This is a genomic window from Rheinheimera sp. (assembly GCF_030824435.1).
GTDB lineage: Bacteria > Pseudomonadota > Gammaproteobacteria > Enterobacterales > Alteromonadaceae > Pararheinheimera.
Genome location: NZ_JAVBXS010000038.1, coordinates 1 through 20,994, shown reverse-complemented (window position 1 = coordinate 20,994; position 20,994 = coordinate 1). Strand labels below are relative to the sequence as shown.

Annotated in this window: 19 protein-coding genes; 12 read left to right on the top strand and 7 right to left on the bottom strand. The window is 46.8% G+C overall.

The genetic code is table 11. From position 1 onward, the window contains the following. From RCH83_RS09585 to gyrA, 5 genes are all read right to left on the bottom strand, one after another. Positions 1 to 395 (bottom strand): S1 RNA-binding domain-containing protein (locus tag RCH83_RS09585; RefSeq protein WP_306521388.1); only part of this gene is annotated, 395 nt, incomplete at its 3' end. Positions 396 to 497: 102 nt separating this feature from the next. After that, positions 498 to 1,181, bottom strand: coding sequence for a (d)CMP kinase (gene cmk / locus RCH83_RS09580; RefSeq protein ID WP_306521386.1), 684 nt, complete (start codon positions 1,179 to 1,181; stop codon positions 498 to 500). Between the two features lie 115 nt (positions 1,182 to 1,296). After that, positions 1,297 to 2,586, bottom strand: a complete 1,290-nt coding sequence (gene aroA / locus RCH83_RS09575; protein WP_306521383.1) for a 3-phosphoshikimate 1-carboxyvinyltransferase — start codon at positions 2,584 to 2,586, stop codon at positions 1,297 to 1,299. Next, a complete protein-coding gene (gene serC, locus RCH83_RS09570; RefSeq protein WP_306521392.1) occupies positions 2,586 to 3,668 on the bottom strand; it encodes a 3-phosphoserine/phosphohydroxythreonine transaminase in 1,083 nt (360 codons plus the stop codon). Before serC ends, aroA begins: the two co-directional genes overlap by 1 nt. Before the next feature lie 240 nt (positions 3,669 to 3,908). Further along, positions 3,909 to 6,536, bottom strand: a complete 2,628-nt coding sequence (gene gyrA, locus RCH83_RS09565) for a DNA topoisomerase (ATP-hydrolyzing) subunit A (RefSeq protein WP_306521381.1) — start codon at positions 6,534 to 6,536, stop codon at positions 3,909 to 3,911. A 211-nt stretch (positions 6,537 to 6,747) separates the two neighbouring features. On the opposite strand from gyrA, the gene ubiG reads away from it, so the two are divergent. The 5 genes from ubiG (at position 6,748) to yfaE (ending at position 12,351) form a co-directional block, all read left to right on the top strand. Beyond that, positions 6,748 to 7,464 (top strand): bifunctional 2-polyprenyl-6-hydroxyphenol methylase/3-demethylubiquinol 3-O-methyltransferase UbiG, encoded by a 717-nt coding sequence (ubiG, locus tag RCH83_RS09560; protein ID WP_306521390.1) that lies wholly within the window; start codon positions 6,748 to 6,750, stop codon positions 7,462 to 7,464. Positions 7,465 to 7,475: 11 nt separating this feature from the next. Continuing rightward, positions 7,476 to 8,147: an HAD family hydrolase gene (locus RCH83_RS09555; protein ID WP_306521379.1), complete on the top strand. Its 672-nt coding sequence runs from the start codon at positions 7,476 to 7,478 to the stop codon at positions 8,145 to 8,147. Positions 8,148 to 8,600: 453 nt separating this feature from the next. Then, complete coding sequence (gene nrdA / locus RCH83_RS09550) at positions 8,601 to 10,886, top strand: class 1a ribonucleoside-diphosphate reductase subunit alpha (protein WP_306521377.1); 2,286 nt, start codon at positions 8,601 to 8,603, stop codon at positions 10,884 to 10,886. Between the two features lie 71 nt (positions 10,887 to 10,957). After that, complete coding sequence (gene nrdB, locus RCH83_RS09545) at positions 10,958 to 12,088, top strand: class Ia ribonucleoside-diphosphate reductase subunit beta (protein WP_306521375.1); 1,131 nt, start codon at positions 10,958 to 10,960, stop codon at positions 12,086 to 12,088. 5 nt (positions 12,089 to 12,093) lie between these two features. Continuing rightward, positions 12,094 to 12,351 carry a class I ribonucleotide reductase maintenance protein YfaE gene (yfaE, locus tag RCH83_RS09540; RefSeq protein WP_306521373.1) on the top strand — a complete coding sequence of 86 codons (258 nt, stop codon included), beginning with the start codon at positions 12,094 to 12,096 and terminating at the stop codon, positions 12,349 to 12,351. A gap of 219 nt (positions 12,352 to 12,570) precedes the next feature. On the opposite strand, the gene RCH83_RS09535 is transcribed toward yfaE, so the two are convergent. Both RCH83_RS09535 and RCH83_RS09530 read right to left on the bottom strand, forming a co-directional pair. Further along, positions 12,571 to 13,143, bottom strand: coding sequence for a YceI family protein (locus RCH83_RS09535; protein WP_306521371.1), 573 nt, complete (start codon positions 13,141 to 13,143; stop codon positions 12,571 to 12,573). Then, positions 13,140 to 13,736 carry a cytochrome b gene (locus tag RCH83_RS09530; protein ID WP_306521369.1) on the bottom strand — a complete coding sequence of 199 codons (597 nt, stop codon included), beginning with the start codon at positions 13,734 to 13,736 and terminating at the stop codon, positions 13,140 to 13,142. Before RCH83_RS09530 ends, RCH83_RS09535 begins: the two co-directional genes overlap by 4 nt. A gap of 516 nt (positions 13,737 to 14,252) precedes the next feature. Between RCH83_RS09530 and RCH83_RS09525 the strand changes: the two genes are divergently transcribed. From RCH83_RS09525 to RCH83_RS09495, 7 genes are all read left to right on the top strand, one after another. Next, complete coding sequence (locus RCH83_RS09525; protein ID WP_306521367.1) at positions 14,253 to 15,302, top strand: methyl-accepting chemotaxis protein; 1,050 nt, start codon at positions 14,253 to 14,255, stop codon at positions 15,300 to 15,302. 12 nt (positions 15,303 to 15,314) lie between these two features. Further along, a complete protein-coding gene (locus RCH83_RS09520; protein ID WP_306521365.1) occupies positions 15,315 to 15,680 on the top strand; it encodes a response regulator in 366 nt (121 codons plus the stop codon). Between the two features lie 25 nt (positions 15,681 to 15,705). Next, complete coding sequence (locus tag RCH83_RS09515; RefSeq protein WP_306521363.1) at positions 15,706 to 16,011, top strand: STAS domain-containing protein; 306 nt, start codon at positions 15,706 to 15,708, stop codon at positions 16,009 to 16,011. A gap of 12 nt (positions 16,012 to 16,023) precedes the next feature. After that, the gene (locus RCH83_RS09510; RefSeq protein WP_306521361.1) at positions 16,024 to 18,135 is read left to right on the top strand and encodes a chemotaxis protein CheA; all 2,112 of its coding nucleotides are present in this window, start codon (positions 16,024 to 16,026) and stop codon (positions 18,133 to 18,135) included. A 14-nt stretch (positions 18,136 to 18,149) separates the two neighbouring features. Continuing rightward, positions 18,150 to 18,650, top strand: coding sequence for a chemotaxis protein CheW (locus RCH83_RS09505; RefSeq protein WP_306521359.1), 501 nt, complete (start codon positions 18,150 to 18,152; stop codon positions 18,648 to 18,650). A gap of 15 nt (positions 18,651 to 18,665) precedes the next feature. Then, positions 18,666 to 20,300: a methyl-accepting chemotaxis protein gene (locus RCH83_RS09500; RefSeq protein ID WP_306521357.1), complete on the top strand. Its 1,635-nt coding sequence runs from the start codon at positions 18,666 to 18,668 to the stop codon at positions 20,298 to 20,300. Continuing rightward, the coding region (locus RCH83_RS09495) for a protein-glutamate O-methyltransferase CheR (RefSeq protein ID WP_306521355.1) at positions 20,275 to 20,994 on the top strand (720 nt) is incomplete at its 3' end. The genes RCH83_RS09500 and RCH83_RS09495, both read left to right, overlap by 26 nt.

The following is a 20,994-nucleotide window of genomic DNA, read 5'->3' as shown; positions in this document are numbered from 1 at the left end:
GGCAGGAATGCACGGATACCGTCAACTTCGACAGTGAAACCGCCTTTAACTTTGCCAGTGATAACACCGATAACGGTAACTTTATCTTCACAGGCTTTTTCCAGGCGTACCCAGGATTCGTGACGTTTGGCTTTCTCGCGAGACAGCAGAGTCTCACCGAAACCATCTTCAACTGCATCCAGAGCTACGTCGATGATGTCACCAACGCTCACTTCAATCTCGCCAGCCAGGTTTTTGAATTGTTCAACCGGGATCGCAGCTTCAGACTTCAGACCGGCATCAACCAGTACGACGTCTTTATGGATAGCTACGATAGTGCCCTTAACGATTGAACCTGGGCGAGTTTCGATAGTCTTGAGGCTTTCCTCAAATAATTGTGCAAAATTTTCAGTCATTTTTCACTGTTTCAGTTAGTTGCTCCACTTTGCATCCGAATAAAGTGGGGTTGCTTAATTTACCGTTAACATTCCTTGTCAGCGGCTGTCCAAAGTGAAGGCTCAGGCCTGGTTCAATTGCTTTTTAACAAAGCTCAGAACCTCTTCCAACACTTGATCAATGGTTTTGCTGGTCGAATCCAGTAAGTAGGCGTCGTCTGCTGGTTTCAGCGGAGCAACTGCGCGGTTCATATCGCGCTCATCTCTTGCCTGAATTTCGCTCAAAAGGTCGCCGATGTTAACATCAAGACCCTTTTGTTTCAACTCTAAATAACGCCGGTTGGCGCGTTCTGCAGGGTCGGCAGTCAGGAATATTTTTACTTCGGCACCCGGAAAGACAACAGTGCCCATATCACGGCCATCTGCCACTAAACCTGGCGCTTCACGAAAGGCGCGTTGACGACGTAACAAGGCTTCGCGCACCCTTGGTAAAGAAGCAATTTTTGAAGCGACTGAACCCACTTGTTCGGTACGAATGGTGTTTGTGACATTTTCACCTTCAAGGGTGATACGTACGTTACATTGCTCATCGCAGTTAAACTGTACGTCCAGATGCGCGGCAAGTGGTTGCAGTGCTTCTTCATCTTCAGGTGCAATATTGTGGTGAATTGCTGCCAGCGCTAATACACGGTAAATAGCGCCACTGTCGAGCAGATGCCAACCGAGTTTTTGCGCCACTAAACGGCAAATTGTGCCTTTGCCTGAACCACCAGGACCATCGATGGTAATTACCGGCGCCTGCTGCATGTTGCCTCCATAAAATTCGCCACTTTAGTAAAAGTGGCGGCATTATACAGACAATTGTGACAAAAAGCGCGGCTTTCCCAAGAAATTACAAGGTGTTACCGCGTGGCTTTTTAAGTTACGCGTTTTGTGAAGTTAATGATGCAAACACTTCAAAATATTGAGGAAAGGTTTTGCGGGTGCAATCCGGATCTTCAATAGTGACACCAGCTTCGGCAAAAGCCAGCATCGAAAAACACATGGCCATACGATGGTCATTGTAAGTGGCAATACTGGCATGCTGAATTTCAACCGGAGGTTCTATCCGGATGTAATCCTGACCTTCTTCTACCACAGCACCTACTTTTCGCAGCTCTGTCGCCATAGCCGCCAAACGGTCGGTTTCTTTGACCCGCCAGTTATACACATTGCTGATAAGGGTTGGCCCTTTAGCAAACAAGGCGGTCGTCGCTATGGTCATAGCAGCGTCCGGAATGGCGTTATAGTCACGTGAAATACCGTTAAGCTGGTTCCGCGTAACCGAAATATAATCAAAACCCCAATCCACAGTGGCGCCCATTGCCTCCAGAGCATCGGCAAAATGAATATCACCCTGCACCGCGTTTTTGCCGATACCTGTCACTTTCACAGTGCCACCGGCAATAGCTGCTGCTGCCAGAAAGTAACTGGCAGAAGATGCATCACCCTCAACCAGAAAATCACCAGGCGCCTGATACTGCTGCTTACCTTGCACAATAAAACGCTGGTAATTGTCATTATGCACTTCCACACCAAAACGACTCATCAGCGCCAGCGTAATATCAATATAAGGTTTGGAAACCAGCTCACCTTCAATTTTAATCACTGAATCGCCATCAAGTAACGGCGCCACCATCAACACAGCGGTTAAAAACTGACTGGATACACTGCCGTCAATTTTTACCGAACCTGCTTTGAGCGCTTTGCCACGGATATGTAAAGGTGGGTAATCTTTGCTTCCAAGATACTCAATATCACAATGCCACTGCGCCAAAGCGTCCACCAGATGGCCGATAGGACGTTCATACATCCGCGGTTCACCTGTTAAGGTGACATCGACATTGGACGCTGCCAGCGCTGCCGTAAGTGGGCGCATAGCGGTGCCGGCATTGCCAAGGTATAACTCCAGCGGTTTATCCGCTGAAAACAGGCCGCCAAGCCCCTGCACCACACATTCTGTTTTGCTTTCAGACAGCTGGTAACTAACGTCTAACTTGCTTAGCGCGTTGAGCATATGCTCAACATCTTCACTGTGCAGTAAGTTGCTGATGCGGGTTTCACCTTTGGCTAAAGCGGCCAGTAATAACACCCGGTTAGAAATACTTTTTGAACCCGGTAAATGCACAGTGCCCTGGGCTTTGGTCACATGAGATAAAGTTAAGGTTTTCATCAGCCGTGCACCCGCTCAAACTCTTGCATAAAGGTCACCAGGGTTTGCACCCCTTCAAGCGGCATGGCGTTATAAAGACTTGCGCGCATACCACCTACCATACGGTGGCCTTTGAGTGCCAATAAACCTGCAGCTTCAGACTCAGCAATAAACAAATCATTTAACCTGTCATCCGCCAGGAAAAATGGCACATTCATCCAGGATCTATTGGCTGAAGCAACGTCATTACGATAAAAATCAGATTGATCGAGGTACTGATACAAAGTGTCAGCCTTAAGCTGGTTAATTTTGCCCATAGCCTCAACACCGCCCTGACGCTTAAGCCACTCAAACACCAGTCCTGCCAGATACCAGGCATAAGTCGGTGGCGTGTTAAACATAGAGTCGTTTTCAGCCGCTAAACGGTAATCCAGAATGGCCGGGATATTGGCGCCCGCTTTGGGCAATAAATCTTCGCGCACTATGGCGACAGTCAGGCCTGAAGGGCCGATATTTTTTTGTGCGCCTGCGTAAATCACGCCATAACGACTGACATCCAGCGGCCGTGACAAGATAGTGGAAGACAAATCGGCAACCAACGGCACCTGCGTATCAGGCACAGCGGTAAATTCCAGGCCATCCACGGTTTCATTCGGGCAAAAATGCACAAAGCTTGCCTGAGGATCAAGTTGCCAGTCTTTTTCTGCCACCAGACTGCGCACGCCGTCTGCTTTTAACTGGATTTGTTGGGTGTTAATGGCGCCAAATTTCAGCGCTTCTTCAGCAGCCGCCTTCGACCAGGCGCCGGAAACGATATAATCAGCTTTTTTGCCTGGCTGCATTAAATTCAGCGGCACCGCTGAGAACTGGCCACGGCCACCACCGTGCATAAACAACACTTTGTAGTTGGCAGGAATATGCATTAAATCGCGTAAATCCTGCTCCGCCTTGGCCGCAACTGCCATAAAGTCTTTACCCCTATGGCTCATCTCCATAATGGAGCAGCCACGACCATGCCAGTTGATAAACTCTTCCTGCGCCTGCAACATTACTTCAGTCGGCAACATAGCCGGGCCAGCGCAAAAATTATAAGTTGTCATGATGTCCTCTTTAGATGTACTGAAAATAAAAAACGGGCCTGGCGTGGACCTGGCGCTATTGTGGTTGCTTTGTTTTTTTAAGGGTGGCACCGCAATAGTAAGTTGCCATCTGGATGGCTTCTTTTTTGAATAAACACTCTACCGCAAATTACCAGAGCGGCAAACCAAAAATCTGCCTGTTGTTGCTGTTATTTTTTGCCTAAAAAAAACGAGCGCCGAAGCGCCCGTTTTTTAAGCTATTGCTTATTCTTCTGAATCGTCAGGTTCAACTTCAATGTCAACCTTATTTTGCTGATCCAGCACCGCCACTTCGGCTTCTGCTGCGGCCAGCTCTTCCTGATCCTGAATTTCGTTGATGCGCTGTACGCCCACCACTTTTTCGCCTTCCTGAGTACGGATCAAAATCACACCGGCTGTGTTACGGCCAACCTGCGACACTTCTTTGACGCGGGTACGGACTAAAGTACCTTTGTTAGAGATCAGCATGATTTCGTCCAGTGCATTCACCTGCACTGCACCAACCACCAGGCCGTTACGCTCAGAAACCTTAATAGACACAACACCTTGGGTGGCGCGGCTCTTCTCAGGGTATTCAGCCAGTGAAGTCCGTTTACCATAACCGTTTTCGGTGACAGTTAAGATAGCGCCATCAGACTTCGGCACTATCAGGGAGACCACTGAACCGTTTTCGCGCAGTTTAATACCACGCACGCCTGTGGCGCCACGGCCCATAGGACGAACCTGATCTTCTTTAAAACGTACAACTTTGCCATCATCAGAGAACAACATGATCTGACTGCTGCCGTCTGTGATATCCACCCCAATCAGCTGGTCGCCTTCATTCAGGTTCACGGCAATAATACCGTTGCTGCGTGGACGGGAATATTCAGTTAAAGCTGTTTTCTTCACAGTACCAAAGGCGGTTGCCATAAACACATATTTGCCTTCTTCGTATTCACGAACCGGCAAAATTGCGGTAATACGTTCGTTTTCTTCCAGCGGCAACAAGTTAACAATAGGTTTACCACGCGCCTGACGGGAAGCCAGTGGCAACTGATACACCTTCATCCAGTACAGACGACCCCGGTTGGAGAAACACAAAATGGTGTCATGGGTGCTGGCAATTAATAACTGATCAACAAAGTCTTCATCTTTGACTGTAGTGGCTGCTTTACCACGGCCACCGCGGCGCTGCGCTTCATAATCAGACAAGGCCTGATATTTGGCATAACCTAAGTGTGACAAGGTGACAACCACATCTTCTTCAGCGATTAAGTCTTCCATATTGATATCCAGTGCATTGTCCTGGATCTCAGTACGACGGGCATCACCATACATGGCTTTGGCCGCTTCTAACTCTTCACAAATCACTTCCATCAGACGTTCCGGGCTCGCCAGAATGTGTAATAACTCGGCAATTAAATCCAGCAGCTCTTTGTATTCACCAAGGATTTTCTCGTGTTCAAGGCCGGTCAGTTTGTGCAGACGTAAATCAAGGATGGCCTGCGCCTGTTGTTCGGTCAGGTAATAATAACCATCACGAATGCCAAAATGCTCTTCGAGCCACTCCGGACGTGCGGCACTTTCACCGGCACGTTCCAGCATTTCTTTGACGTTACCCAGCAACCAGCCACGGGCTACTAAACCAGCTTTGGCTTCTGACGGGCTTGGTGAGTTTTTAATCAGCTCAATAATTTCGTCGATATTGGTCAGCGCTATGGCTAAACCTTCCAAAATATGGGCTCTGTCACGGGCCTTTTTCAGGTCGTACACGGTACGGCGGGTCACCACTTCACGGCGGTGTAACACAAAACATTCGAGGATTTCTTTTAAACCCAAGAGTTTTGGCTGACCCTGATCCAAAGCCACCATATTGATACCAAACACAGTTTGCATCTGAGTTTGGGTATACAACTGGTTCAGCATCACATCTGAAGATTCACCACGTTTGAGTTCAATGACAATACGCATACCGTCTTTGTCAGATTCATCGCGCAGTGCTGAAATACCTTCAATCCGTTTTTCTTTCACCAGCTCAGCAATTTTTTCAATCAAGCGGGCTTTGTTTACCTGATACGGAATTTCATCAACAATAATGGTCTCACGACCGGTTTTATCGTCGGTTTCAATATGTGTTTTGGCGCGGATATACACTTTGCCACGACCGGTGCGATAAGCTTCTTCAATACCACGACGGCCGTTGATAATGGCGGCTGTTGGGAAATCCGGGCCTGGGATATGTTCCATCAACTCCGGTATTGTAATATCCGGATTGGCAATAATGGCCAGACAAGCGTTGATCACTTCGTTGAGGTTATGCGGCGGAATATTGGTGGCCATACCAACGGCAATACCGCTGGAACCGTTAATGAGTAAATTTGGAATTTTGGTTGGTAAAACCGCCGGGATCATTTCAGTGCCGTCGTAGTTCGGCACAAAATCCACTGTTTCTTTGTCTAAATCAGCCAGCAATTCAGTGGTGATTTTTGCCATACGAACTTCGGTATAACGCATGGCTGCCGCTGAGTCACCGTCCACTGAACCGAAGTTACCCTGACCGTCAACCAGCATATAACGTAGTGAAAATGGCTGTGCCATCCGGACTATAGTGTCGTACACAGCGGTGTCGCCGTGCGGGTGATATTTACCAATCACGTCGCCGACCACACGGGCAGATTTTTTATAAGCCCGGTTCCACTCGTTGCCGAGTTCTTTCATCGCGAACAAAACCCGGCGATGGACTGGCTTTAAGCCGTCCCGAACATCGGGTAAGGCCCGGCCAACTATTACGCTCATGGCGTAATCGAGATAAGAATTTTTTAATTCTTCTTCAATATTAATGGGAACGATTTCTTTGGCCAGATTTGTCATAATAAAGCTTTTTTCCCTTAAAATCAGACAGATGACTCGCGTTTAGTTCTAATATCCGCGCGGCGAGAACCGGGGATTCTAACACAATAGTGCCGCCTTGCCATGCTTAAGACAAGATCCAATCACAAAGCGCGCAGCTTTAGCTGATTGTATGTTGATGGCAACTCCTTATAATGACGACAAAATTTTTGCAGTAAGAGAAAGCACCTTTATGTCCTCATCATCCAATGCCAATGTTGACGCCAGTGAAATTGCCAAGTTTAACGACATCGCCTCACGCTGGTGGGATCCGACCGGTGAATTTAAACCTTTGCATCAGCTGAACCCGACCCGCCTTTGTTATATCAGTGATCAGGTGCAGGGTTTATTTGGTAAAAAAGCCGTGGATGTGGGTTGTGGTGGTGGCATTCTGGCTGAATCTATGGCCAAAGCAGGCGCTGTTGTGACCGGCATTGATATGGCAGCAGAAGCCTTAACAGTAGCCAAATTGCATGCGCTGGAAACCGGTACTGAAGTGACTTATCAGCAAAGCACAGCCGAAGATTTTGCCAAAGCCCACCCGGCAGCCTTTGAACTGGTGACCTGTATGGAAATGCTGGAGCATGTGCCGGCGCCTGAGTCTGTGGTGCAGGCTTGCGCCGATTTAGCTTTGCCTGGCGCCACCCTGGTGTTTTCTACCTTAAATAAAAACTGGAAAGCTTATCTGCTAGCCATAGTAGCAGCAGAAAAGCTGTTAAAGCTGGTGCCCAATGGCACCCACGATTTTAATAAGTTTATCCGCCCTTCACAGCTGATGCGCTGGATTGAACAAGCCGGCTTAGAGGTGGTTGATGCCACAGGTTTGCACTACAACCCTATTCAGCAAAGCTTTCGCACCGGCCCCGGTGTGGATGTGAATTATTTTGTTGTTGCGCGTAAGCCGTTGTAACTGAGGCAGCTATGACATTATCTTTCAGATTACCCCAGGCGCTGCTATTCGATTTAGACGGTACTTTAGTGGATACCGCTGATGATTTGGGCGCGGCGTTAAATTATGTGTTGGCAGAGCACCAACTGCCACTTTGCACGGCGGAACAATATCGTCCTGTGGCATCCCACGGTGCCAAAGGTTTGTTAGAGCTTGGTTTTGGCGCTGCGCTTTCACGTTTTGACTTTTTCGAACTTCGCAGCATGTTATTGCAATTTTATGCTGCACATATTTGTGATCATAGCCGGCTGTTTCCAGGTGGCGCTGAACTTATCACAACACTGAATAAACAGCATATTCCCTGGGGCATAGTCACTAACAAACCTTATAAACTGGCGGCCAGTATGCTGCGTCAGCTGCCGGAGCTTGCAGGCTGTGGCATTTTATTGGGTGGAGACAGTCTTGGGGTGCGCAAACCCGACCCAACACCACTTTTCATGGCATCTCATCAGCTGAAAGTTCCGGTCAAACATTGTTGGTACGTCGGCGATGCTGAGCGTGATATTGAAGCGGGTCGTCGTGCTGGTATGACAACAGTGTTGGCTGGTTTTGGTTATATCGGAGCTTGTGACAAGCCTGAATTGTGGCAGGCAGACCTCCGTATTGAACAACTGAGTGAACTGATAAATTACCTGCCGGGTTAACAGTTATTTTCATTTTTATTGCATGCAAACAACATCACAGCTGTGCCCTGAAAAGCACAGCTGTGTGCTTTTTGAACAGTGCTGTTTTAAAAAATAACCGCTCAAATTATTTAGTGAAAATGAAAAAAAACGCTTGCTTATAACGGGGTGTTTTCAGTTACGCGGCTCTCAAGTGAGTAAGCACTAACATAACAAAAATGTGGTTAATTTTCGCTGTTGGCAAGGGGTTGCAATTGCCATTGATCCACTCTATCTTGTGATTCGTTTAAGGAAAAACCCCATATCTAGTGCAGCACCAAAAGCTGAGTTCACTGGTATCGCAGGCCTGCAATATCTGCCTTTTTGCAGCTTTAAAACTGCTAAACGCAAGACTGTTGTTTTTGGGTTTTTTCTATAAAAAAATAGCCAAGTGCAAACAACTTATAACAACAATTGAAACGGAATCCTTCAGCAATGAACCAACCACTCTTTGTTACCAAACGTGACGGCGAACGGGAACCTCTGGATCTGGATAAAATCCACAGAGTTATCACCTGGGCTGCTGAAGGTTTACAAAACGTCTCCGTCTCTCAGGTTGAACTGCGCTCGCATATTCAGTTCTACGACGGTATTAAAACCGAAGACATTCACGAAACCATTATTAAAGCTGCAGCTGATCTGATTTCAAAAGAAACTCCGGATTATCAGTATATGGCTGCCCGCCTGGCGGTGTTCCACCTGCGTAAAAAAGCTTATGGCCAGTTTGAGCCACCAAAGTTGTATGACCACGTGGTGAAAATGGTGGAAGACAACAGGTACGACGCCCACATTCTGGCCGATTACAGTAAAGAAGAAATCGACCTCATCGACAGCTTTATTGACCACAGCCGTGATATGAATTTCAGCTACGCCGCAGTAAAGCAGCTGGAAGGTAAATATCTGGTACAAAACCGTGTGACCGGCGAAATTTACGAAAGCGCCCAGTTTTTATATATTCTGGTGGCGGCATGTTTGTTTGCCAATTATCCAAAAGCGACCCGGCTTGACTATCTGCGCCGTTTTTATGACGCGGTTTCTTTATTTAAAATATCCTTGCCAACGCCCATTATGTCCGGCGTACGTACCCCAACCCGTCAGTTCAGCTCTTGTGTGCTGATTGAATGTGGTGACAGTCTGGATTCGATTAACGCCACCTCAAGCGCCATTGTGAAATATGTGTCACAACGCGCCGGTATTGGTATTAACGCTGGCCGCATCCGTGCTCTTGGCAGCCCAATCCGCAATGGTGAAGCTTTCCACACTGGTTGTATTCCATTTTACAAGCACTTCCAGACTGCGGTGAAAAGCTGCTCTCAGGGTGGTGTGCGTGGTGGTGCCGCCACCTTGTTTTATCCGCTGTGGCATTTAGAAGTTGAATCGCTGTTAGTGCTGAAAAACAACCGTGGTGTGGAAGAAAACCGCGTACGCCATTTAGATTACGGCGTGCAGTTTAACCGCCTGATGTACACCCGTTTGATTAAAGACGACTACATCACCTTGTTCAGCCCTTCTGATGTACCTGGTTTGTACGACGCCTTTTTCCAGGATCAGGATTTGTTTGAACAGCTGTATGTGAAATACGAAGCTGACAGCAATGTGCGCAAAAAACGTATTAAAGCGCTGGAACTCTTTACTTTGTTTATGCAGGAACGCGCCAGCACTGGCCGTATTTATCTGCAAAACGTTGACCACTGCAACACCCACAGCCCCTTTGATCCGGCTGTAGCGCCAGTACGTCAGAGCAACCTTTGCCTTGAAATTGCATTGCCAACCAAACCATTAAATGACGTCAACGATCCCAATGGTGAAATTGCGCTTTGTACCCTGTCGGCCTTTAACTTAGGTGCCATCGACAACCTTGATGAGCTTGAAGAGCTGGCTGAACTTGCAGTTCGTGCGCTTGACAGCCTGCTGGGTTATCAGGACTACCCTATTCCGGCGGCGTTCTCTGCCTCTATGGGCCGTCGTACCTTAGGTGTTGGTGTGATTAACTACGCTTATTATCTGGCAAAAAATGGCGTGAAATATTCCGATGGTTCAGCCAATGCGTTAACGCACCGCACTTTTGAAGCCATTCAGTATTACCTGATGAAAGCGTCCAATAAACTGGCGCAGGAATTTGGCCCTTGTCCGCTGTTTCATGAAACCACCTATTCTAAGGGTGTGATGCCAATTGACAGCTACAAAAAAGATTTAGACAAGGTTTGTGACGAAGCTTTGCATTACGACTGGGACAAGCTGCGTCAGGACATTCTGGCGCACGGCATGCGTAACTCAACGCTGTCGGCCTTAATGCCTTCAGAAACATCATCACAAATCTCCAATGCCACCAATGGTATTGAACCACCCCGTGGCCATGTCAGCGTCAAAGCCAGTAAAGACGGTATTCTGAAACAAGTGGTGCCTGATTACGACCAGCTCAAAGACAGCTACGAGCTGCTGTGGGATATGCCAAATAACGATGGTTATATTGCGCTGGTGGCCATTATGCAGAAGTTTATCGACCAGACTATTTCTGCCAATACCAACTATGACCCGGCTAAATTTGATGGTGGCCGTGTCCCTATGAAGTTGTTATTAAAAGATATTCTGACCGCATACAAATTGGGTGTAAAAACGCTTTATTACCATAACACCCGTGATGGCGCTTCAGATGTGCAGGAAGACATCAAAGCCGAAGCGGCTGATGATGGCTGCGCCGGTGGCGCTTGTAAAATCTAGTGAAACCGGGGCTCTTTGAGCCCCGTATATTTCGTACCAATTTAAAACTTATAACAAGAGAGCTGTGAGCAATGGCGTATACCACTTTTAATCGTACTAATAACGATCAAATGAAAGAACCGATGTTTTTTGGGACTTCCGTCAATGTGTCGCGTTACGATCAGCAAAAGTACGTCATTTTTGAAAAGCTGATTGAAAAACAGCTGAGTTTTTTCTGGCGTCCGGAAGAAGTGGATGTCAGCAAAGACCGCATCGACTTTCAGGGTTTGCCTGAGCATGAAAAACACATTTTTGTCAGCAACCTGAAATACCAGACGCTGCTGGATTCAGTGCAAGGACGCTCGCCGAATGTGGCTTTATTGCCAATTGTTTCTTTGCCTGAGCTGGAAACCTGGATTGAAACCTGGGCTTTTAGTGAAACTATTCACAGCCGCAGTTACACCCATATCGTCAGAAATATCACCAATGAACCCCACAAAATTTTTGATGACATTCTGGTGAACGAAAAAATTATTGAACGGGCCGACGATGTGACCCGTTATTACGATGATTTAATTAACTCAGTCAATCTGTATCACCTTTGTGGTGAAGGTACCCACACTGTCAATGGTGTCAGCCATACCATTACGCTGCGTGAGCTGAAGAAAAAACTGTATCTGTGCCTGATGTCGGTCAACGTACTGGAAGCCATTCGTTTTTATGTCAGTTTTGCCTGTAGTTTTGCTTTTGCCGAGCGTGAGCTGATGGAAGGCAATGCTAAAATCATCAAGCTGATTGCCCGTGATGAAGCCCTGCATTTAACCGGCACTCAGCATATGCTGAATATTATGGCGGCTGGTGAAGATGACCCTGTGATGGGTGAAATTGCCAAAGAATGTGAGCAGGAAGCTTATGCCATTTTCCGCAAAGCGGCAGAGCAGGAAAAAGACTGGGCCGAGTTTTTGTTTAAAGACGGCTCTATGATTGGTCTGAATAAAGACATTTTGTGTCAGTACGTTGAATACATTACCAACGTACGGATGCAAACGCTGGGTATGAAACCAATTTTCAGTACCACCCAAAACCCTATTCCATGGATCAACGCCTGGCTGGTGTCTGACAATGTGCAGGTAGCGCCGCAGGAATCTGAAATCAGCTCTTATCTTGTTGGTCAGATTGACAACGAAGTCGATGGTGCTGACTTTGGCGATTTTGACTTATAACGCCAATGTCGAAGATTGGGTTACCGGACGGCAGCAGCCTGCTTTTTGACGGCAGCTGCCCAAATCTGCTCGAAACTTTAGAGCAGCACAAATACCAGCTGAATTACCATTGCCGTGCCGGTTTTTGTGGTGCTTGCCGTTGTAAATTGCTCGAAGGCCAAATCAGCTATTTACAGGAGCCTTTGGCTTTTGTACGTAAAGGTGAATTTTTACCTTGTTGCAGTGTGCCTGTTGGCGATATTAAAATTGAGATCCCGTCCTAGCACCTAAACACAAGCCCGCAAATATAAACCCGCCCCCATAAACCCGACAAAAATGCCAAAGCCTTAAAACATCCGGCTGATAATAACCTCTTGATTAGAAATAGAAAAAGGCAAATCAGAGATTTGCCTTTTTGCAGCTACATTTCCAACTTTTGCGAAACGCAGTTTTCAGACCTTAGAAGCTATTGTTTAACCTTTTAAAACAATAGCCACTTCAGCTCACTGACGAATACCTTCCACCACAAGATCAAGATGCACAGTTTCTGAGGCTGGGCCTAAGATATTTTTGATACCATAGTCTGACAGTTTGATATTGGTTTTTCCTTCAAAACCAGCACGGTAACCGCCCCATGGATCTTTGCCTTCCCCTGTTTTAGCGGCCGCAATGGTAATTTCTTTGGTCACGCCATTCAAGGTAAAGTTGCCTACCAAATCAAAATTGGCGCCTTCTTTTGGCACTACTTTAGTGCTGACAAAAGTTGCTTTGCCGTGTTTATCCACATTTAGAAAATCCGGGCTGCGTAAGTGTTTATCGCGCTCTGCATGGTTGGAATCGACACTTTTAGTGTCAATTTCAATGGAAATCTTTGATTCAGCCAGATTTTTGTCGTCATAACTGAATGTACCACTGAAGGTATTAAAACGACCATGCAACCAGCTGTAACCCAAATGGCTGACTTTAAACTGCACAAAAGCATGTGCACCCTGAGTATCAATCACATAGTCAGCGGCTTGTACTGCCGGCAACACAAATAACGAACTTAAAACTGTCGCTAATATTAACTTTTTCATGGATTCTCCTTTGAGTTTTCCTGATTTTTGCTCCACCACATCCGTTTTAATGTGGCGTCTTTGTCAATCACATGATGTTTGATGGCGCCAAGTGCGTGTAAAGCCACTAAACCCATCAAACCGTACGCAAACCATTTATGCAAAGCGCCGGCAATGTCGGCCTGGCCGCTAAACAACTCACCCAAACCCGGTACTTCAAACCAGCTGAATACGTCAATGCCCCGCCCGTCCGCTGTTGAAATAAGATACCCGGTCAACACAATGGCCAACAGCATCAGATACAACAAAAAATGGACCGCTGTTGCCATTTTTATTGTTGTTGCACTGTGACTCGCAATTGGCGCAGGCTTACCCGCTTTAAAGCGCCAGAATAATCGTGAAATCAACAGCATAGCCAAAATGATACCGACACTTTTATGCCAATAAGGCGCGGTTTTGTACCAGCTGCTGTAATAGGTTAAATCCACCATCCAAAATCCCAGAGCAAATAACCCAAACACCACCACCGCCATCAGCCAATGCAGGCTAACGCTGGTATTGTTATATCGGTTGTCATTGGGCTTGCTGGTCAAATCTTGTTGTCCTGACTGCATAGGTCCTCCTTGTTACTCAATTTACTTGCTGAGAGATCAAATAAAAACCATAAAAAACCGCAGCATTCTATCGAATAATTAGAACTGTGAGCTTCAGATGTCTGGCTGATGTTGGGGCAAAAGCATCAGGTGTTCAACAGCAAGTCGCTGTCGCTTTTAAACATGCGGGCGCTGCATTGTAAGCAAAATAAATCCATGATGTTTCAGTTTGCAAGCAATTCACCATGCAACTGACGTTGCGAATAAATATCTGGTTAATAAAGAAAAAATCTTTGTTTAGAAAGCCATTTAGTTTGTCAACTCAACTTGACGAGCTCGCTATTTGCGTCAAGTATTAAACGGCGCGACAAAAGCCAAGTACAAAAATTACACAGCTGAATTGTTTTACTAACATTGGACTTTAGACCTTATATGACTTCATCTTTTGCAAAATATCTTGTGCTGGGCTTGCTGGCATTTCTTGTTGTACTTGTTGGAATAAGTGAGCTCGCGTTCAGTTTTTCGGTGCTGTTTGCGGTGCTGCTTTTTGTAAGCGGCGGTTTAATTTACCAGAAATGGCCGGACCCTTTAGTCGCCGTCAAGACAACGGCCCTGGTTCACAAAGAGCCGGCACATTATCAGCATTTTTCTGAAAATCTGTTGTCGCTGGTTCATCAGCTGATGCCAATGTGGAATAAACAATCCACTTTGGTAAAAGAACAAACCGAAGATGCTGTGGTGAATCTGAATGGCCGTTTTCAGCAATTGTTCGATTTATTGAATGATCCGCAAAATTCTCAGTCAGGTCGTCAGAATCAGGAATTGATCCTGATGATTGAGCAGTCTGAAACAAAATTATTGGACATGACCCGTCAGCTGAATGACGCCCAGCACAACAGACAAAAGATGCTGGAGGAAATTCAGCAACTGGCCAAAGCCACCGAAGCTTTACAAAGTATGACGGCTGAAGTGGGCGATATTGCTTCTCAGACCAACCTGTTGGCTCTGAATGCTGCCATCGAAGCTGCCCGCGCCGGAGAAAGTGGTCGTGGTTTTGCTGTAGTCGCAACCGAGGTTCGGGCCTTATCCAATCGCTCTGGTGAAGCAGGCCGGCGCATTCGCGAGCGGGTGGCGGATGTTACCAAAGCACTGACCAAAGTAGTGCAGGATTCTGCCGGCCTGGTAGAGAACGAACAAAAAGCCATAGCGCAAACCGAACAAACCATTCACGGTGTGATCAGCGATTATGAACAGGCCGTTCGGGCGATCACTGACAACACCGACAGACTTGAACAACAATCCAGACATGTGCAGCAGCAACTGTCTGATGTCATTGTGAATCTGCAGTTTCAGGACAGAGTCAGCCAAATTCTTAGTCACATTATGTCTGATATGGATAAATTGCGACAAAAGTGTACAGAAATGCTTGATGACATCCAGCATGATAAAAACCCACAGCTCATCTCCACTGAACAATGGTTAACAGAACTTGAAAAAACCTATACCACGCTTGAACAAGCCAGTGTGCACCGTGGTGGACAGAGCAGCAAAAATAACAATCAGGATGACGATATTACTTTCTTTTAACCGGGGACTTTTATGAAAACCATTTTGATAGTGGATGACTCCATCAGTATTCGTCAGGTTGTTGGTATGACATTAAGAGCCAACGGATATGACGTCATTGAAGCCTGCGACGGCAAAGATGCACTTGGGAAATTGACTGGTCAGAAAGTGAATCTGATTATTTCTGACGTCAATATGCCCAATATGGACGGCATTACGATGCTTAAAGAAATCAAACAGTTGCCTGCTTATCGTTTTACCCCTGTCATTATGCTCACCACTGAAGGTTCGGATCAGAAAAAAGAAGAAGGCAAAGCAGCAGGTGCCAAAGCCTGGGTTGTTAAGCCGTTTAAACCTGAACAGATGTTAGTTGCAGTGCAAAAACTGATCTTAGCCTGAAGATTCACGATTGAAGGACAATGGCATGACGGTACAACTGAGTCACAAAGCCGACTTTCTGGTTGCTGAGCTCCCAAATGAACTGACGATTTTTAACGTCCGTGAGGTTTATCAGGCGCTGCAGCCTTTCTGGCAAAGTGACAGTCTGAAACTGATTCTGGACGTCGCCAGCCTTGAAGAACTGGATTCGGCCGGTGTGCAGTTGTTGTTGTGGCTTGTCAGCCAAATTCACGCCCCGGCACAGCTGATAGTCTCAGGTGCAGACAATGATGCTTTTGCCCGGATCAGCGCGCTTTACGCGCTGCAATGGCCACAACATTTTGAACAATAAAGGATGTCCGTGATGGATCTGACGCAGGCAAGGTTATTGTTCATCGAAGAAGCCAACAGCTTACTGGCGGTGATGGAAAGTTGTTTATTGGAAATTGAAAGTGGCGAGGCCGAGGTTGCAGAGCATATAGATGCCATTTTCCGTGCTGCTCATACCATTAAAGGTTCAGCCGGTATGTTTGGTTTTGACCCTGTGGTGGTTTTTACCCATAACGTCGAAAGTGTGCTGGATAAGGTGCGCAGCAATGAACTGGAGATGGACGCCGCACTTATCAATCTGATGCTGGATTGTCAGGATCATATGGCTGCGATGATCCGCCAACTGGAAGATGACAGTGTCAGTATTGATCTGCAGCATGGTGCAAGGCTGATCGACCAGTTGCATCAGTATATTCAGCCACAGCCCGTTATTGAAACTCAGAGCAAAACTCTACTCCACACCAGCCCGGCGGATTGGCAAATTGAAGTACATTATGGCGAAGATGTGTTTCGTGATGGTATGGACCCTTTGTCTCAGTTGAATTTTCTGCAAACACTGGGCAGCATTCACAATGTACAAACTCACTGGGCTTTTCCCGAGGTCTTTGATCCAGAGTCCTGTTATTTGCAGTTAAAACTCGATTTTGCCTCAGACGCAGGCAAACAACAGATTGAAGATGTGTTTGAGTTTGTGCAGGACAACAGTGTTGTCGTGATCACAACTCCACAACATATTGAACAGTCATTGCAAAATATCGCCCCTTCCGATGAAAAACTGGGCGCGTTATTGGTCAGTGTTGGGGCTGTCACAGAGCGTGAACTGCAAAGTGCACTGCAGACTCAGCAGCAACAACAACAGCAAAGCCAAAAGGAGCAGGCTCTCGGTGAACTGCTGGTGGAACAGGGAGCTGTTTCAGTTGACACTGTGGCGATAGCGCTGGATAAACAAAAATCAACAGAACACAAAAGACCGCCGGACTTTCAGTTCCTGAAGGTTGAGGCGCGCAAACTCGATGAGCTGATTAACCTGGTTGGTGAGTTGGTGACCGCCGGTGCCAGTATCGACACGCTGTTACAGCAAATTGAGCATGAAGCGTTGCAGGAGGCCTTTGGTGTACTGACAGGCTTGCTTGAGCAAATCCGCGATGGCGCTCTTGGTCTTCGCATGGTACAGGTTGGCGAATCTTTCAGCCGTTTGCGCCGTATAGTGCGGGACGTGTCCAAGGAGCTTGGCAAAGATATCGAGCTGGTCGTTTCAGGCGCTGACACTGAACTGGATAAAACCATGGTGGAAAAGCTGTCCGACCCTCTGATGCATATAGTACGCAATGCGCTCGATCACGGTATTGAAAACAAAGAAATGCGGCTTTACAAAGGCAAACCAGCGCAAGGCCAATTAAAGCTGTCAGCTTGCCATGAATCCGGTTCAGTGGTGATTGAAATCAGCGACGATGGTGCTGGCCTGAATGTAGAACGTATCCGGCAAAAGGCTATTGAAAAAGGCATTATCCCAAGCGACCGCGAACTCAACAAAGAAGACATCTTTAAACTCATTTTTGCGCCAGGTTTTTCAACTGCAGCAGCTGTGACCAACCTGTCGGGCCGGGGTGTTGGTATGGATGTGGTTAAACGCAATATTGAAGAGCTGCGTGGCCAAATCCAGATTGATTCAATCCCCGATAAAGGTACTACTTTTAAAATACGCCTGCCGCTGACATTAGCCATTATTGACGGTTTTCTGGTGCGCATCGGTGACACCCATCTGGTGTTGCCATTGAATATGGTGCAGGAATGTATTGAATTTGAAAGTCAAAACGAAAATGACAGAAACTATTTGGACCTGCGTGGTGAAGTACTGCCATTTATTAAGTTAAAGCAGCTATTTAACCTCAAATCGGATGCACAAGCCAAAGAGAATATTGTGGTGGTGCAATACGGTAATCACAAAGCAGGTTTAGTGGTTGATCAGCTTCAGGGTGAACTACAGGCCGTGATCAAACCACTCAATACCATGTTTCAGTCTCTGCAAGGGATCGGGGGTTACACCATTCTCGGTTCAGGTAATGTCGGTTTTATTCTGGATATTCCTCAGCTGGTGCAGTTTGCCAGCACCGCTGAGAATGCTTCCTGTCACCCTATGTCATAGTCCGGAGCCTACCAATGGATGAAAGTTTCACCAAGGACCCGCTCAGTCACCAGCACTTTCTGACCTTTGTACTGAGGGATGAATGTTTTGGTATCAGTATCAGCGCGGTTAAAGAAATTATTGAATATGACAATGTCACCCCTATTCCACTGATGCCGGAATTTGTCAAAGGCGTGCTGAACCTGCGTGGTGAAGTGGTGCCTGTGATTGATTTGTCAGTACGTTTTAATAAAGCACCCACTGAAATTCAGAAACGCACCTGTATTGTCATTCTGGAAATCGTTTTTGAAGAACAAACTGTCACCATTGGCGCAGTGGTCGACAGCGTCAGTGAGGTGATGGAAATTAATATGGATACCATAGAACCGGCTCCTACTTTTGGCGCCCGCATCCGTGCCCAGTTTATTCTTGGTGTTGTCAATACCGGAGACCAGTTTGTCATCCTGCTGCGTGGTGAGCGGGTATTGTCGGTCGAAGAGATGACAGCCGTCATTGAAAACGTTGTCGAAAAATAACCAACAGAGGTTTCCATGTTTAAAAAAATGAAAGTAGCAACCCGGATGGCTACCCTGGCCTCTTCGATGATTATCTTAATTCTGATTGTCGGGGTTCTGGGTATTTTTACCGCACGGGACTCCAATACTGCTATGTCCAGTGTGTACAACGACAGAGTTGTGCCGCTGAAAGATTTAAAACTGATTGCCGATATGTACGCGGTGAACATCGTCGACACAGCGCATAAAGTGCGGAATAAAGGCATGGACTGGGCGCAGGGTCTGGCCAATATCGAACAGGCCGACAAAATTATTCACGACACCTGGGCAGCTTATCTGGCGACCGACATGGTTGCCGAAGAAACAGCTGTGGTGAACGAGATTAAAGATTTACTGAAAGTGGCAGACAGCTCCACAGTGGAGCTTAAAGACATCTTGCGTAAACAGGACGCCGGCGCTTTGGATATCTTTGTGCTTAGCAAACTTTATCCGAGCATAGAACCGGTTTCAGACCGTTTTGCCAAACTGGTTGAAGTGCAGTTAAAAGTTGCCGGTAGTGCCTACAACGACTCAACTGCAGCTTATGAACGCTCTTTTCTTATCAATGTAATTTGTATTGTGTTCAGTCTGGTGCTGAGTATTACCCTTGGTTTTTTGATCACCCGCAGTTTAGTAACGCAGCTTGGTGGTGAACCTCACTATGCCGAAGATATTATCAGCAAAGTAGCGGCCGGTGATTTGTCAGTAGAAGTTGAGCTCAAACCTGGTGACAACAACAGTATGTTGGCCGCCATCGCATCTATGGTGAAAAACTTAAGCAACATTATTCAGGAAGTGCGCTCTGCGGCAGACACCCTGTCGTCGGCTTCTGAACAGATGAATGCTACTGCGCAGTCGCTGAGCCAGTCTTCATCTGAGCAGGCTGCCAGCGTGGAAGAAACCAGCGCTTCGATGGAAGAAATGTCGGCATCTATTGCACAAAACACTGAAAACTCAAAAATCACTGAAGGTATTGCCAGCAAAAGTGCGCAGGATGCCATTGATGGTGGTAAAGCGGTGCGTGAAACAGTGCTTGCCATGCGCCAAATTGCCCAGAAAATCAGCATTATTGACGATATTGCCTATCAGACTAACCTGCTGGCACTGAATGCTGCTATTGAAGCTGGCCGCGCCGGTGAACATGGCCGTGGTTTTGCTGTGGTCGCGGCTGAAGTGCGTAAACTTGCCGGGCGAAGCCAGACTGCAGCCAAAGAAATTGGTGAAATGGCTGGCAGTTCAGTCAGTATGGCGGAACAAGCCGGCACCTTGCTGGAACAGATAGTACCTTCTATTCAGCGTACTTCTGAGCTGGTACAGGAAATTGCCGCCGCCAGTTCAGAACAATCGTCCGGTGCCCATGAGATTAACAGCGCCATCAGTCAAATCAGCCAGGCGACCCAACAAAATGCCGCAGCCAGTGAAGAATTGTCCTCTACTTCTGAAGAACTGACCACTCAGGCGATGCAACTGCAGCAGATGATGGAGTTCTTTACGCTGCAGCATATCGGCGCTAGTCGTGCTCAACATGGTACAAAACCAACAGCCAGACCGGCAAAAGCAGTATCTGTGGCTACAAGAGCCGCTAAGCGTAACAATGAGTCCGCTGATGATTTCGAATACGAAAAATTCTGAGCCAAGACGCATATCACAACAAGGACCTGAACTCAGTGATGCTGAGTTCAACGGTTTTCGTGACTGGTTGTATGCCCAAACCGGTATTCACTTAAGCCCAATCAAAAAAGGTATGATCACCGGCCGTTTGCAAAAGCGGCTGCATGCTTTAAAACTGGCCAATTACAGCCAATACCTGAAATTACTGAAAGATCAAAACCAACCGACTGAAAAGCAGCTGGCATTAAATCTGCTAACTACCAATGAAACTTATTTTTTCCGTGAAGACAAACACTTTGCCTTTTTAAAAGATGTTGTCAGTCAGCAACATTTAAAACAGAACCTGCAGATTTGGAGTGCTGCTTCTTCATCCGGCGAAGAAGCCTACAGCATTGCGATGTTATTGGCCGCAACACTGGGACTGCAAACCAACTGGCAGATTTTGGGCACTGACATTAATACCGACGTGCTGACCAAAGCCAGACGTGCTGTGTACCCTATTGCTGAAACCGCTAAAATCCCAGCCGCTTATCTGCAGCAGTTTTGTCAAAAAGGTGTAGGTAAAGACCACGGCTGGTTCAGAATTGGTGATGCTTTGCGGCAAAGAGTGAACTTTGAGCGGGTGAATCTGTTTAAGTTACCGCCGGATTTACCTAAATTTGATGTTATTTTTTTACGTAATGTGCTGATTTATTTCGAGTTAGAAGATAAAAAA

Excerpts from the sequence above, each read along its gene's own strand:
- cmk (WP_306521386.1), bottom strand. The coding sequence starts at position 1,181 with ATGCAGCAGGCGCCGGTAATTACCATCGATGGTCCTGGTGGTTCAGGC.
- aroA (WP_306521383.1), bottom strand. The coding sequence starts at position 2,586 with ATGAAAACCTTAACTTTATCTCATGTGACCAAAGCCCAGGGCACTGTG.
- gyrA (WP_306521381.1), bottom strand. The coding sequence starts at position 6,536 with ATGACAAATCTGGCCAAAGAAATCGTTCCCATTAATATTGAAGAAGAA.
- ubiG (WP_306521390.1), top strand. The coding sequence starts at position 6,748 with ATGTCCTCATCATCCAATGCCAATGTTGACGCCAGTGAAATTGCCAAG.
- RCH83_RS09555 (WP_306521379.1), top strand. The coding sequence starts at position 7,476 with ATGACATTATCTTTCAGATTACCCCAGGCGCTGCTATTCGATTTAGAC.
- nrdA (WP_306521377.1), top strand. The coding sequence starts at position 8,601 with ATGAACCAACCACTCTTTGTTACCAAACGTGACGGCGAACGGGAACCT.
- nrdB (WP_306521375.1), top strand. The coding sequence starts at position 10,958 with ATGGCGTATACCACTTTTAATCGTACTAATAACGATCAAATGAAAGAA.
- yfaE (WP_306521373.1), top strand. The coding sequence starts at position 12,094 with ATGTCGAAGATTGGGTTACCGGACGGCAGCAGCCTGCTTTTTGACGGC.
- RCH83_RS09535 (WP_306521371.1), bottom strand. The coding sequence starts at position 13,143 with ATGAAAAAGTTAATATTAGCGACAGTTTTAAGTTCGTTATTTGTGTTG.
- RCH83_RS09530 (WP_306521369.1), bottom strand. The coding sequence starts at position 13,736 with ATGCAGTCAGGACAACAAGATTTGACCAGCAAGCCCAATGACAACCGA.
- RCH83_RS09520 (WP_306521365.1), top strand. The coding sequence starts at position 15,315 with ATGAAAACCATTTTGATAGTGGATGACTCCATCAGTATTCGTCAGGTT.
- RCH83_RS09515 (WP_306521363.1), top strand. The coding sequence starts at position 15,706 with ATGACGGTACAACTGAGTCACAAAGCCGACTTTCTGGTTGCTGAGCTC.
- RCH83_RS09510 (WP_306521361.1), top strand. The coding sequence starts at position 16,024 with ATGGATCTGACGCAGGCAAGGTTATTGTTCATCGAAGAAGCCAACAGC.
- RCH83_RS09505 (WP_306521359.1), top strand. The coding sequence starts at position 18,150 with ATGGATGAAAGTTTCACCAAGGACCCGCTCAGTCACCAGCACTTTCTG.
- RCH83_RS09500 (WP_306521357.1), top strand. The coding sequence starts at position 18,666 with ATGTTTAAAAAAATGAAAGTAGCAACCCGGATGGCTACCCTGGCCTCT.